Source organism: Clostridium hydrogenum (assembly GCF_021432385.1).
GTDB lineage: Bacteria > Bacillota > Clostridia > Clostridiales > Clostridiaceae > Clostridium_S > Clostridium_S hydrogenum.
Genome location: NZ_JAEACT010000003.1, coordinates 819113 through 834087, shown reverse-complemented (window position 1 = coordinate 834087; position 14975 = coordinate 819113). Strand labels below are relative to the sequence as shown.

The following is a 14975-nucleotide window of genomic DNA, read 5'->3' as shown; positions in this document are numbered from 1 at the left end:
GTGTGCTATATATACTTTTAATAATAGGAAGTATTATCATGATTATACCATTTTATTGGATGATTACTACCTCTTTAAAAACTTCCTCACAAGTAATAAAAATGCCACCTATGTGGATACCAACAAGTTGGAAATGGAGTAATTTTGAAGAAGCCTTTAAAGCAGCCCCTTTTTTAAGATATTTCATAAATAGTTGTATAGTAACGATATTAAGCACCGGTGGTGAACTTGTGACAAGTATACTTGCTGCTTATGCTTTTTATAGATTGCAGTTTTTTGGTAAGAAAGTAATTTTTGCTATAGTACTTGGAACTATGATGATTCCGGGTGAGATATTACTTATGTCAAACTTTGTAACACTTACTCAGCTTAATTGGATAAATACATATAAGGCGTTAATCATCCCATGGACAGCAAGTGCTTTTTCAATATTTATGTTCAAGCAGTATTTTTCAACTATAGGCGACGAATTATACTATGCGGCTAGAATAGATGGAAGTAAGGATTTAAGTTATTTAATAAATGTCATTATTCCTATGTCCAAGCCAATGATAATAACTATAGCAATAGTAAAAGCTATAGGAAATTGGAATGCCTTTATGTGGCCACTTATAGTAACTAATTCGCAAGAAATGAGAACCCTTCCAGTTGGACTTACTGCCTTTGTATCAGATACTGGAACGAATTATCAGCTGCTCATGGCGGCTTCAACCTTTATTATTCTTCCGATGATAATTGTATTTCTATTTATGCAAAAATATATAATTGAGGGAGTTTCTCATGCAGGGATAAAGGGATAATAAATATGAAAATTAAGGAGATGTAAAAAAATGAAATCAAAAAAAATATTAGCTTTTTTAATGTCAGCAGCTTTAATAATGACACTTGGTGGTTGTGGAAATGGTAGTAAAGCAGGTAGCAACAGTAATTCAAGCAGTAGTTTAGCAGATGTAAAAATTGATAAACCGGTGACAATACAGTTCTGGCATGCTATGACAGGCCCTACAGAGAAAGAACTTCAAAAGTTAGCAGATGATTTTCACAAGAAAAATCCCAATATAACAGTTAAACTTGTTGCACAAGGAAATTATGATACCTTGTCACAAAAGCTTATGGCAGCTGCAAAGGCAAAGACTTCACCTGTAATGGCACAAGCTTATTCAAATTGGATGACGGATTATGTAGATAATGATCTTATAGAAAATTTAACACCATATTACAACGACAGTAAAGTAGGTATGAATGATAAAGCTGATATAGTAAAAGCTTTTTTGGATGATAACACTTTTGATAATAAATTATATGGAGTGCCTTTTAATAAGAGTACAGAGGTTTTAATCTACAATAAGGACTATCTTGACAAAGTTGGTGCTAAAGTACCTGAAACTTGGGATGAACTAAAGGATGCAGCTAAAAAAACTACAACTACTATAAATGGTAAAAAAGTAATAGGTATGGGCTTTGAAAATTCGGTTTCTGGAGATTTGGCAACATATATAAAACAGGCAGGTGGCGATTATGTAACTAATGATGGAAAAGTAAAATTTAACTCAGCTGCTGGAAAAAAGGCACTTCAATTCTTAACTGATATGTTAGTTAATGATAAAACTGCAAGACTTGCTGGAGAGGACCAATATATTTCAACACCATTTGGACGTGGAGATGTTGCAATGTGCATAGGTTCATCTGCAGGAGTATCTTATATTACAGCAGCAGTAAAAGGTAAATTTAATTGGTCTACTGCGGTTTTACCTAAGGATGTAGAGGCAGCTTCGCCTTTCCAAGGAACAAACCTAGTTATATTTAAAAATGCAACTGCAGAACAAAAGTTAGCAGCTTGGGATTTTGAAAAATTCTTAGCTTCAGATGCTGAAACTATGGAATGGGCAGAAAAAACTGGATATGTACCTGTTAGAAAATCTGTATTGGATTCAACTGGATGGAAATCTTATATAGAAAAGAATCCTATTCAAAAGGCTGCAGAGGAACAATTCGATTATGGCTTTACTGATTCTCATGCAAAGGGCTATACAAAGCTTCGTACAGATGTATCAGCTATTTTTAATGATGTACTAATTGGAAAGAAGTCCGTAGCTGATGGTTTAAATAATGCAGAAACAACTGCAAAACAAGATTTACAAAAATAGGGTTAGTAAGTTGGGGAGTAATTTATTGATATAGCAGTTTGACTGCACAAATTACAATTTAACACAGAGTACGGAGTACAGAGTACAGAGTACAACGAAGGATGATTTTTCTCCGTTAACACTGCGAAAAATCTGAAAACTTATTTTTTTATTGCTGCGCAATCGCGCCATACATGGTGCTCAGCGAAGCTGACAACATTAAGTTTAAGATTTACCTGAGAGAAGCGAAAGGTAAATCATCATTCACTGTACTCTGTACTCTGTCATCTGTACTCTGCTCGACAAATTGTAATTTAACAGGATGAATTTGGTACAAGTAATTTTAACTTTTAAAATTGCTTATCTATATAAAAGATATTATTTTGGAGGATGCTTATGGAAAATAAGACTGAAATTAAATTCTATTCTGGTACGAGGAAAATAGGTGGTACGGTAATCAGTATAGAATATGGAGATAATAGAATAATACTTGATTTTGGAAGGGGAATAACACCTTTAGGCTTTGCAGCCGACAATATTTCGCGGGATATTATAAAGAAATACCTTAGACTAGGTATACTTCCTAAAATAGATGGATTTTATTCTGAAAATGACATATTGGATGAAATGAAAATATTACCCTTAGAAAAGTATGGCAAAATTACAAAAGTGTTTATATCACATCTTCACCTAGATCACATGCAGCATATGGGACTGATTGATAACAATATAGAGGTATATATGACGGAGGAGAGCTTAAAGTTATACAGCATTTTAGAAAAAATAGGAGAAGGGGTAATTGGAGAAAGGGCATACAATATAATACACTACGGAGAAACTTTGAAATTTGGAGATATATGCGTTACTTCGTTAAGGGTTGATCATGATGTAATGGGAGCAACAGCGTATTTTGTGAAAACACCTGATTTAACTGTACTTTACTCTGGAGATTTAAGGTTAAGCGGTAGCCATCCGGAATGGACACTTAATATGGCGCATGAAGCAGAAAAGCTAGGTGTAAATCTTTTAATTCTTGAATCAACTACAGTTGGAAATGAGGCGATGCAGGTTGAAGCAAGCAAGGAAGCACCAAGTGGTGAGAAGAATTTAACTTTAAGAATTGTAGAAGAGCTTAAAGAGAAAAACGAAATTGCCTTTTTTAATATTTATCACAGAAATATAGATAGGATAATGGAGTTTTATGAGGCTTCTAAAAAACTTAAAAGAAAATTAGTGTTAGAGCTAGCAACAGCATATATTGCTAAAAATACTATAGATATTAATGATTTTTATGTTATTGAAGAAGAAAAATTAGAGCTAAATAAGTTTAACAAAGAGGTTATAGATTTTTATAATAATGCAAAGAAACTATGTTTAGAAAATATAAATTTGGAAGGTTATGAGTACCTTGTTCAAAATAGTTTTGATAATATTATAAAATTGCTTGATATTGATTTTGGAAAAGCCGTTTATATTCATTCTAATGGTACACCACTTGGTGATTATGATCCTAGTTATAACGGCATGAAAGAATTCTTAAGAAAATTAAATATAGAATATAAATACATAGGAAGTACTGGACACGCTACACCTAAGGATTTAAAGTACCTTGCTGAAATAATAAAGCCTAATTGGTTTATTCCTATACATGGTTTTTATCCTGAAAATATACATATAAATTGTGGAATAAGGTTTCTTCCAGAAGAGGGGAAAACATATGTTTTTAATTCACAATTCACAGTTCACAATGCACAATGAAGGAGGAGTTGCATTCCTTTTCAATGTTCCAAGTTGTACATCTATAATATAAACTAAAGGAGGCGAGGATGAAGTGAAGCAAAAAATAGTAATTCTTCAAACAAGTGATGTTCATGGAAACATACTTCCCATAAATTATGCCTCCAATGAAGTGGCAAATAGGGGACTTGCTAAGCTTTCGGAGATAATAAAAGAGGAAAGAGAAAATAATGAAAATATATTATTAATAGATACGGGAGATATTCTTCAAGGAACTCCGCTTGCTTATTATAATGCGAGAATAGGCAAAGCTTCATCTAATGGAATAATTTCAGTTATGAATTATCTAAAATATGATGCTGCAGTTATTGGCAATCATGAATTTAATTATGGGCAAGATTATTTAAGAACTGCTATTTCTGAAGCAACATTTCCGTGGATTTCCAATAATATTTTAATAAAAGAAACAGGAAAACCGTTATCTGGCACAGGCTATATTATAAAAAAGTTTGAAAATGGTATAAAGCTTGCGGTTGTAGGGGTTACAACAAAATACATACCTCACTTTGAAAAGCCAGAAGAGATTAGCAATCTTAATTTTGAAGATGCAGTAATAAGTATCAAGGCGGCTCTGAAGGAAATAGAAGAGGAAACTCCAGATGTGGTAATTGTTGCGTATCATGGTGGTTTTGAAAGAGATATAAATACAGGAGAAGCAGTTGAAAATATAACTGGAGAAAATCAAGGTTATGAGCTTGCTACGAATATAAATGGAATAGATGTACTTTTAACAGGGCATCAACATAGAAAGATTGCAAATGCAAGTATAAAAGATGTTCATATAGTCCAACCAGGAGCATACGGAGAGAGTCTAGCTAAAATTACTTTAGAATTAGAAAAAAGAGATAATAGATGGATAATTTGTGATAAAAAATCTGAAATTATCATACCTAAAAATAAAGTAGACAATAATATAATAAATTTAATAAACAATTTGGAGGTAAAAACTCAAAAGTGGCTAGATACTCCAATAGGCGAAAGCAATAGAGACATATTGATTGGAGATCCTTTTAAGGCGAGACTTAGGGATAATGAATTTATAGAATTTATAAACAAAATACAAATGGAAGCTTCAGAAACAGATATATCCTGTTCAGCTATTTTTGATAATAATTGTATAGGCTTTAAAGCTAAAATTACCATGAGGGATATAGTATCTAATTACCCATATGCAAATACCTTAAAGGTTCTTAGAATAAAAGGAGAAGATATAAAGGCGGCACTTGAAAAAAGCGCTCAATATTTTTGCTTGAAAAATAATAAAATTGAAATCAATCCTAAGTTTTTAGAACCTAAAATTCAGCATTATAATTATGATATGTGGGAAGGAATTGAATATATAATAGATGTTTCAAAGAAAGAAGGAAATAGGGTAAGTAAACTTTTATATAAGAGTAAAATGCTTAAAATGGAAGAATACTACAATGTCGTTATGAATAGCTATAGAGCTGGCGGTGGTGGTGATTACTTTATGTTCGATATAAGTAAAGTTGTAAAAGATATTCCTATTGATATGACAGAAATTATTGCAAATTATATAATGAAGCATAAATTTATAGAGGTAAAGGTTAATAATAATTGGAAGGTAATACAAAATAGTGTATCATAACGTTTTAATCGGTTGTGAACGCTAAGTAGTTATAAATATTTTTGTTGACTGATCCCCAAGGGACCGCGTTAGAATTCTAAATAGAGTGAAGCTAATTAAGCTAAAAACTATATAAATTTTGCAATAGTTTCACAATAGAAAACGTAGGGAGCGGTTAAAATGGAACAAGAAGTATTAAAGGTTACAAATTTAAAAAAGTGTTATAAAAAAACTAATGCCGTTAATGGTATTAGTTTTTCACTAAATAAAGGAGAAATTGTGGCGCTAACTGGTCCTAATGGCGCAGGAAAAACTACTACCATTAAGTGTATTTTGGGATTGCTTAGAAAAAATGATGGAAAAGTAATTATAAATGGAAAAGGCAGTAATTCTAAGGATGTTAAATATAAACTAGCATATATACCTGAAACACCTGATATATATCCGATGCTTACAGTACTAGAACATCTAAAATTTATGGCTATGGTATATAAAATTAATGATTGGAAAGGAAGAGCAGAAAAAATATTATCTGACTTTGATATTTTGGATAGGAAGGATGAATTGGGCAAAGATTTATCAAAAGGAATGAAGCAGAAACTTTCTATTTGCTGTGCTTTAATTCATGATCCAGAAATTTTTTTTATAGATGAGCCTCTTGTAGGCCTTGATCCTAAGGCTATAAGAGAATTGAAAGATGCCTTTAAAACATTGAAAGAAGAAGGTAAAACTCTTCTTATAAGTACACATATGCTTGATACTGCCGAAAATCTTTGTGACAGAATTATTGTTATGAAAAAAGGAAAAGTACTTACTGAAGGAAGCATAGAGGAGTTAAGACATGAAATAAAAGCATCACAAGGTGCTTCACTTGAAGATATATTCTTAGAGGTGACTGAAGATGAAAGATAGTGTATTTGTGGATTTTATTTCTTTAGCATATGTAGAGATAGTTAAATTAAAAAATAATTTTATAGAAGCTTTAAAACATCCAGTAACTGCAATAAAAGCTATTGGTTCTTTCATTTTTCCTTTTTTACTTATTCTTTTTGTTTACACAAGAAAGGATGGAGGAGCCTCTAACATGCTTAGGGCTGCAATTAAGCCTCATATATTATCAGCTGTAATAATGGCGGTTTTACTTTTGGTATTTATACTCACCATTTATAATTCAATATCAAAATACAATCCTTCTCAGTTTTGCTCTGCCGATGTTAATTATTTGTTTCCATTGCCTATAAGTCCAAGAACAATTTTTGCTTGGACAATAGTAAGAAAATGTATAAAAAATTTATTGGAGTCAATTTTATTAGTTATAGTAATGGCTATTGTTATATCAAAAGTATATGACATTCGTATATTTAAACTTATATATCTTATTATTGCGATGTGGTTATTTCCTATACTGCAAAATTCATTGATATTCTTTATATATACCTTGTCTAATAAATTTAATTTGGGTAAGATTATAAAATACTGTGTTTTAGGTTTTACAGGTGTAATAATTACCTATTTACTTTACAATATTATTAATAGTAAAAATATTGGAGATGCTTTGATAAGCAACTTAAACGGAGAAGTTTTTTCAAATATTCCTATTGCAGGCTGGTTAAGGGATATGCTAATAGCTTCAATTGTATCTAATAAGCCGCCTTTAATTCAGACTATTTCATTAATTATTATTACAGCAGCAATACTATTTAGTGCAATTTACTTTGCCGATGATTATTATGAGGAAGCTGGAGCATGTGTTCATTACTATGAAAAAATTGATGATACTTCTTCAAGAGATACAGTATATGACATGGCAGATAATTTAGAGGTTTCAAAGAAAAGTAAATCAGTTGGAAATATTAGTGCAAAAGAATTTACAGGACCTTGGGCTTTTATTTGGAAAAGCTATATAATAAACAAAAGGACTGCTAAAAATGGTAGATTAATTGGGTATGCAATTGCTGTAATAGCATCAATTGCTATGTGCTATTTTTTAAGGGGAAAGGAATTTAACAGTGTTTATCCATTATTTGTACTAATATTTTTGCAAGGAGCAGTTGTTGCGTCAAAGATATCATCTCCACTTAAATATGAAATAAAAAAGCAGTATATATTTTTATTGCCAGGAAGTGCAGCTAAGAAACTTTTAGCTATAAATGTTAGGCCTATGATAAATAATCTAATTACAGATACTTTAATGATTATACCTTTGTTGTTTTTTACAAAAACTTCAGTTTTGCAATTAATATTTTTATGGTTTACGGCAGTTACGTCAATTGGCATATGTTATTTTAGTGTTGTAGTTGTTGTTTTAATTACACCGCCTAATGATAGAAGTAAAAATTCAATTATTTCAACTGCACTTTCATACTTAATGTTTGCACCATCTATAATTGTAGCTATATTGGCTGCTATTTATTTGAAAAACACAATATTTGCATTATCAATGTTTATTATAAGTTCAACTGTAATTATTATGATATTATTATATTTAAGCGACTTCTTATTTAGTAAACTTGAACTTAGGTGAAGCGAAATTACTTTGAGAGAAGGTGTAATATGAAAATAAGCGAAGTTAAGGCTTTAACTGGACTTACTAAAAAAGCTCTCAATTACTATGAAGAAAATGAATTGATTAAACCAGCGGTATCAGAAGAAAATGGTTATAGAAATTACTCTGATAAAGATGTAGAAGTGTTAACTCAAATATCAACTTTAAGGCGTTTTGGACTTTCCATTAAGGAAATTAAAGCTGCCTTAGAAAGTTCGGAAGCATTTTTGAAAATAGTTACAGAATATACTGACAAGCTGACTAAACAAATTAATGAAATGGAAAAGTACAAAAGCGTTTTGTCTTCTTGTGTTAATGATTTAAAAGTCGGTAATACTGATGTAAAAAAAGTTACAGAGGAAATGAATAAGTTAAGCAAAGCGCTTGAAATGGATCAAAAAGAACGCGAAGGGTTTATGATTAATGAATTTGAAAGAATTTTCCCGGGTATTTATGGAAAAGTATTATCCTTCTGTTTTAATAGTTTTTTAACGGAAGCTATAGACAGCAAGGAAAAGGAAAATGCATGGATAGATTTAGTTAAAGCTTTAGACAATACACCAAATTTAAATATTCCTGAGAAACTTGAGAGTAGTGTAGATATGGATGAAGAGGAATGGAAAACAATAAAAAATAGAATGACAGAAAACTTAAAAAATGATAATTATGAGTATAAATCAGAGAGTGTTAGTATGATGAGCTTCGATATGTCAGAAGAAGAGCAGAGGCAATTTGAGGTGTTTTGCACTTATATTAAGCCAGAAGGAAATATTGAGATTATTGGAAAGACTTTAGAAGCTGTTGACAAGAGCTTATCAGTATTAAGTTCAAAATATAGAAAAAGGAAGGAAGCTCATTTAAAATTTCATGAAAAATTTAAAGAAGGGTATTTTTGTGAAGAGCCATCAATGCCTTTAACTATAGTTCATAAAGAAACTATGAGTTTTGTTGGAATTCACTATACAAAGTTCATTAATAAAAAAGACTTTCCTAAATTTATTAGAGAATTTAATTATAGAATAGTAGAAATATCCAATATAGTTAATGGAGAAAAGGTATACGGATTTTCAGGCATAGACTCCCTAGGAAAAGACATTGTGCCAGATTCTGTTTTTTCTTTTGTTTTTGCAATGCAGGTATCAAATATTGAAAAGGTTCCTTGTGATATGATAAGCTTTGTACTTCCTCAGCATGATTATTTATTTTATAAGCATATTGGTGATATGAAGAATTATCAAAAGAGCTTGGACGAAGCCTTTATGTATAATATAGAAGAAAAAAATTATGAAATGGATATACTGCCATCTTTTCAAATATTCTCTTCAGATATAAGTGATAATGATGAAAATTTAGAAGTGGAGATGTACTTTCCAGTTAGCAAGATTAAAAAAATGGGTTAATTTTGATGTACAAGCATTTTTTTATGCAATGAAATTAAATTTTAAAAAGAAAACTTAATATAGATCAGCAGGTAGGACGAAAGAAGAAATAAAGCTTTTGTGTGATAAATATATAGAGTCTTTTGAATGCTTGTTAGGAGAATTTAGATTGGATTGCTTGAGAAAACATAAATAATAAAGTATTATTTTAGTAGAAAGGTGGAGGAGTTTATGAATATTTTAGTTGTAACAGGCAGTCCAAGAAAAAATGGAAATACAGAAATAATGGCGGAGACGTTTGCAGAGGCTGCAAAGGAAAAAGGACATGAAGTAACAGTTAAAAAATTGAGCAGTCTTAAAGTTAATCCGTGTCTTGATTGCAAATATTGTTTTACTCATGATGGGGTATGTGTGCAAAAGGATGATATGAATAGCATTTTAAAAGATTTGGACAAAGCAGATTTACTTGTAATTGCATCTCCAATTTATTGGTTTGATATTTCTGCACAAACAAAGTGTTTTATAGACAGAATGTATGCTTTTGGGAAAAAGGGTTTTCATATTAATTCTATTGCAATGTTGCTTAATTCTGGAGCAGATGGAGTTTATGGTGCAGCTGAAGCACAACTTAAAGCTATAAGTTCATACTTAAAATGGGAGCTGAAGGGTATAATTAAAGTTCCTAATATGGAAGAAAAGGGTAGCATGAGCACCTCAGCAGGACTTCAGAAGGTACGAGAGTTTGCTCAATCACTCTAGAATATAGTTAAGCGAGATGATGAAATGGTATTCCATTGTTATTTTAGGAATTCCACTGTTGTCTATGATTTTAGCTACATTATGATGTATTATATGTTTCCGTAAACTGAGGTTTGCGGAAATTTTTTTATAATATGACACCACCAAGTCATATTATAAGTGTATACTAAACTAGGGTGATAATATGCAGATTAATAGATTGTTTGAAATTATATATATTATTCTTGATAAAAAAATAGTAACGGCAAAGGAACTTGCGCAAAGATTTGAGGTTTCAACAAGAACTATTTATCGTGATATTGAAACATTATCTTCTGCAGGCATTCCTGTTTATATGAGCAAAGGAAAGGGTGGCGGTATTTCACTGCTGCCTGATTTTGTACTAAATAAAGTTGTTTTAACAGATGAAGAAAAGGAAGATATTTTATCCTCTTTAAAAGCTGTAAAGACTATAAACCTTATAGAAACAGATACAGCACTAAAAAAACTAAGCAGTTTATTTGGTGAATCTAATACAAATTGGATTGAAGTAGATTTTTCTTTATGGGGAAGTAACACTAAAAATGAAACTGAAGTATTTAACACAATTAAAGCTGCAATACTTAGTAAGAAAGTCATTTCTTTTTCTTATGCCAGTGCAAAGGGTGAACAGATTACCCGTAAAGTGGAACCACTGAAATTATGTTTTAAAGCAGGTGCCTGGTATTTATATGCATATTGTAAAAAAAGGTGTGACTATCGTTTTTTTAAATTAAGGCGAATCAAAGGATTAAGGGCGTTAGAACAAAACTTTAACCGCAAGGCACCAAAGCAGATATTTTTTTCTAAAGACATAAGCAAGGAAGAAGGAATAAAATTAAAATTGAAGTTTACACCACGGTTAGCCTTTAGAGTATATGATGAGTTTGACAACTATATAGAAAATGATGATGGCAGTTTTATTGTAGAAGTTACTTATTATAATGAAAGTGAATGGATATTTGATTACATAGAATCCTTTGGTGAAGGATGTGAGGTTTTAGAACCAGCTCATATTAGGGAGGGTATTAAAACTAGGCTTATGAACACTTTAAAACATTATATATAATATGACATTCAGTTGTCATGTTATATAAGTTACAATAGCCGTATGGGTAGACAAATTGAAAGGATGAAATTGCTAATACTAAATTCATACTGTTAAATTACAATTTGTCTAGGAGAAGCCAAAGTACAGAGTACAAAGTACAATGAAGGAGGATTTTTCTCCGTTAGCACTACGAAAAATCTGAAAACTTATTTTTTTATTGCTGCGCAACCGCGACATACATGATGGTGCTCAGCGAAGCTGATACATTTAAGTTTAAGATTTACCTAAGCAAAGCGAAAGGTAAATCATCATTCACTGTACTCTGTCATCTGTACTCTATGTTAAATTGTAATTTAGCAGAATACATTTTGGCATTTGTAATTTCTACATTTGAAGTCGTATATCTATAAATAAATAGTGGAGGCTATTATAATGAATTATGAAATCGTAAATTTAGAACAAAAAACACTTGTAGGTGTTAGTGCAATTACTAGCAATTCTGATCCTAAGATGGGAAAAATCATTGAGGGACTTTGGCAAAAGTTATATCAAGGTGGATTATACACTACAATTAGAAATAAAACTAATGAGCATGCTATTGGGCTTTATTCTGATTATTTAGCGGATAAGTACTGTGTTACTGTTGGCAGCGAAGTTTCAAAACCAGAGAATGATGAACTTACTATTAAAATTATTCCTACAGGGAAATATGCTAAATTCTCTGTGCATGGACCTATGGAAAAGGTAGTTGGTGAGGCTTGGTCAGAAATTTGGCAAATGGACTTAGATAGGAGTTATACTGGCGATTTTGAAGAATACTTAAATAGTGATTTAGAAAATGCGGATATTAATATATTTATTGCATTAAAATAATAATTAAATATTGCGAATTAAATCAATTCACAATTAACGATGCACAATTCACGATGCACAATTCACAATGAAGGATGATTTTCTGTAGCAAAGCTACAGAAAATCTTAAATTTAAGTTTTTTTATTGCTTTCGCAATAGCACCATTTATGGTGCTAAGCGAAGCTTATAATATTTAAGTTTAAGATTTACCTGACGCAAGGAAGGCAAATCATCCTTCATTGTGCATTGTGAACTGTGAATTGTGAATTGATTAAATTAGTTCGCAATAATTTTAAATTGTATATTAAATAACTATTATTTTAATAAAAGATTCTTAAGTTCGCTATTCTTAAGGAGCATACCAAGTGATATTTCCCCTAAAGGAAGTTTATCAATTCCAAGACAAGTTTTTGCTGCATTTGTCAATACACGAATGTCATATTGGCTTGGATATACTGAATCTACTTCTTTTTCTAAATTCATAAGACCATACACAGCCATCATTGCACTTCTTACTGAATATTCTACAGTAAATACACAGTCATGAGGAACTTCTGCGTATTGTCCAAGGAAACCAAAGTTCTTGCTTCCTTCTGGGATTACATTAGGTCTGTCTCCAGCAACACGAGGCATAAATTGTGAAGTAATATAAGGCATCATGCTAGGGATTACATTTACTGTATGTGAAAGAATTTCAGGTATTCTATCTTTTAAGCCCATATGATAAAGAAGTTCTTCAAACATTTCACTACCGGTGCAATCTGAGAAAGTCTTTTTAATGTAGTCACCTGGTGTATCTAAATTTAAGGCATATGCCCAAAGTACCTTTACGTTGTCAGGCTGATTAGCAAAGTGAGGATGTTTTGGAACAACCCAGCTCATAAACCAACTTGAATCTTTTATTGTAACTAGTCCACCCATTCCAGGCTTGTCTCCTGTAAGGTTATAAAGGTAAGGGAAGACAATATCATCATCTTTTAAAGTTACAGTAAAGGACATCCATTTTGATTTATCAACATCACTGCAGAATTTTTCAGGATGACCGAAATCAGGCGATTTCTTAGCTAGTTTTTCCCATACACTGAAGCAACCCTTATCTTCTGATCTATTTATAATAGCAGGGTGATTTAAGTCGCCTCTTGTTGTGTTTTCTGTCATTGAACCGTTAGTAAATAATACTAAATCGTCTTTATTTACATTAATAATCTCATTTTTTCCGTCTTTAGTATAGTAAACTTTAGTAGCAACTTTTTCATTGTTTGAGAAATCAAAATCAATATCTGTAACCTTGCAGCCACTGTCAAAGCATACAGCATTGTCTTTAAGCCATGTGATAAGTGGAAGTATTAAAGAATCATATTGGTTATACTCGGTGTGAAGAATTCCCTTTAATCTATTCATACCTCCAATTAAATGCATGAATCTCTCCATATAGCGTTTAACTTCAACTACGCTGTGCCATTTTTCAAAAGCAAACATTGTTGCCCAGAAGTACCAGAAGTTTGTCTCAAAGAAGCTAGGAGAAAAGAATTGACCTATTGTAGTTGCTCCAAGTGCTTCTTCTGTTGCCATATGAAGTTTTGCAAGTTCCATAGCATTAGCTGTACTTAATCCAAGACTGGAAAAATCAGCTTTCTTTCCTTGTTTTTCTACCAATCTGCAATGGGATTCAATTGGTTCTTCTATATTAAGTTCGCGAAATTCATCTAATACACTTCTATTTTTATCCTTTAAAGATGGAATGAAGCTATAAAGTTCCATAAAGCATTCAAAATGCTCCTCGATTTCTCTACCGCCTCTTGCTGTATAGCCTTTCTCCGATGTACCTGCACCATCCATTGAACCTCCAACAACATCAAGTTGTTCAAGTATATGAATGTTTTTACCAGGCATATGAGCATCTCTTATTAAAAATGCAGCAGCAGCTAGTGAACCTATTCCGCCTCCAAGTAAGTATGCATTCCTATTTTCAATATTCTTAGGTGCAATTGGATTGATTCTTTGATAGTTATCCATAAATATCTCTTCCTTTCTCAACTAAGCATATGTGTTTGTTTGATACCTTTATATTAGTTTTTATTGAAAATATATTCAATGAACAAAAAAAGAATCTGTGAAAAAATTGCACAGATTTAATGAAGTGTGTAAATAAATTTTAAGTTTTATTTGGTTTATCTTTATTAGCATTCATGATTCGGAGTATGGTTCCATCTAACATTATTTCAACTCTGTCAGCAATATCCTCTTTTTTTTCTTTTAAGCCGCCATTAATCCAATGCAGAAATTCTCCAGATATAGCGTATGAAAAAAATTCGCTGACCTCTTGCTTTAAATTTTCATCTACCTTCATATTTTTAGTAATATCTGATATAACACCCGACAATACTTTGTTAAAGGTCTTTGTTAAAAACAGTTCAAGATGTTCACGACCTAATGAATTGCAAGTATTAGTACAGATAATTTTGTTATCTAAGGTATATTGTAAAACAATAGAAATTCCTTCCTTCCAATTAGATAAGCTGCAATGTTCATCAAGTTCATCAATGACTTCATTTTCAAATATCCATTCGAGTAACTCATAAACATCATGAAAATGATTGTAAAAAGTATGTCTAGTGACACCACATTTATCAGTAACCATTTTTACTGATATTTTATTTATGGCATATTCCTTCATGAGAGATTTTAAGGAACTGGCTAATGCATTTTTAGTAACAAGTGATGAAGACATAAAATCAATCACGCCTTTCTTAGTGCTTAAAGCACATAAAATAATCAGTATACGTAAATTTATTATAACATAATGAAAGGATATTTTTACATTACGGAATTATAATGCTATGCAGTACATTATATATT

12 protein-coding genes are annotated in these 14975 nt (G+C 31.4%); 10 read left to right on the top strand and 2 right to left on the bottom strand.

The window, feature by feature from the left end; translation table 11 throughout:
- The first annotated feature begins 38 nt into the window (after positions 1-38).
- From CUEA01_RS16965 to CUEA01_RS16920, 10 genes are all read left to right on the top strand, one after another.
- On the top strand, positions 39-800 hold the full coding sequence (locus tag CUEA01_RS16965) for a carbohydrate ABC transporter permease (protein ID WP_234122948.1): 762 nt from the start codon (positions 39-41) through the stop codon (positions 798-800).
- A gap of 30 nt (positions 801-830) precedes the next feature.
- Positions 831-2147: an ABC transporter substrate-binding protein gene (locus CUEA01_RS16960; RefSeq protein WP_234122946.1), complete on the top strand. Its 1317-nt coding sequence runs from the start codon at positions 831-833 to the stop codon at positions 2145-2147.
- Positions 2148-2522: 375 nt separating this feature from the next.
- Complete coding sequence (locus tag CUEA01_RS16955; RefSeq protein WP_234122944.1) at positions 2523-3884, top strand: MBL fold metallo-hydrolase; 1362 nt, start codon at positions 2523-2525, stop codon at positions 3882-3884.
- 73 nt (positions 3885-3957) lie between these two features.
- Entirely contained in the window at positions 3958-5532 is a 1575-nt protein-coding gene (locus CUEA01_RS25190; protein ID WP_234122942.1) for a bifunctional metallophosphatase/5'-nucleotidase, read from the top strand.
- Between the two features lie 159 nt (positions 5533-5691).
- Complete coding sequence (locus tag CUEA01_RS16945; RefSeq protein WP_234122941.1) at positions 5692-6423, top strand: ABC transporter ATP-binding protein; 732 nt, start codon at positions 5692-5694, stop codon at positions 6421-6423.
- The gene (locus CUEA01_RS16940; protein WP_234122940.1) at positions 6413-8035 is read left to right on the top strand and encodes a putative ABC exporter domain-containing protein; all 1623 of its coding nucleotides are present in this window, start codon (positions 6413-6415) and stop codon (positions 8033-8035) included. Before CUEA01_RS16945 ends, CUEA01_RS16940 begins: the two co-directional genes overlap by 11 nt.
- 29 nt (positions 8036-8064) lie before the next feature.
- On the top strand, positions 8065-9456 hold the full coding sequence (locus CUEA01_RS16935) for a MerR family transcriptional regulator (RefSeq protein WP_234122939.1): 1392 nt from the start codon (positions 8065-8067) through the stop codon (positions 9454-9456).
- A gap of 210 nt (positions 9457-9666) precedes the next feature.
- Positions 9667-10194 carry a flavodoxin family protein gene (locus CUEA01_RS16930; RefSeq protein WP_234122938.1) on the top strand — a complete coding sequence of 176 codons (528 nt, stop codon included), beginning with the start codon at positions 9667-9669 and terminating at the stop codon, positions 10192-10194.
- A gap of 184 nt (positions 10195-10378) precedes the next feature.
- Positions 10379-11281: a helix-turn-helix transcriptional regulator gene (locus CUEA01_RS16925; RefSeq protein WP_234122936.1), complete on the top strand. Its 903-nt coding sequence runs from the start codon at positions 10379-10381 to the stop codon at positions 11279-11281.
- A 414-nt stretch (positions 11282-11695) separates the two neighbouring features.
- Positions 11696-12136 carry a GyrI-like domain-containing protein gene (locus tag CUEA01_RS16920; protein ID WP_234122934.1) on the top strand — a complete coding sequence of 147 codons (441 nt, stop codon included), beginning with the start codon at positions 11696-11698 and terminating at the stop codon, positions 12134-12136.
- A gap of 295 nt (positions 12137-12431) precedes the next feature.
- On the opposite strand, the gene CUEA01_RS16915 is transcribed toward CUEA01_RS16920, so the two are convergent.
- Both CUEA01_RS16915 and CUEA01_RS16910 read right to left on the bottom strand, forming a co-directional pair.
- Entirely contained in the window at positions 12432-14132 is a 1701-nt protein-coding gene (locus CUEA01_RS16915) for an oleate hydratase (RefSeq protein ID WP_234122933.1), read from the bottom strand.
- 139 nt (positions 14133-14271) lie between these two features.
- The gene (locus tag CUEA01_RS16910; RefSeq protein WP_234122931.1) at positions 14272-14847 is read right to left on the bottom strand and encodes a TetR/AcrR family transcriptional regulator; all 576 of its coding nucleotides are present in this window, start codon (positions 14845-14847) and stop codon (positions 14272-14274) included.
- Between the last annotated feature and the right edge of the window lie 128 nt (positions 14848-14975).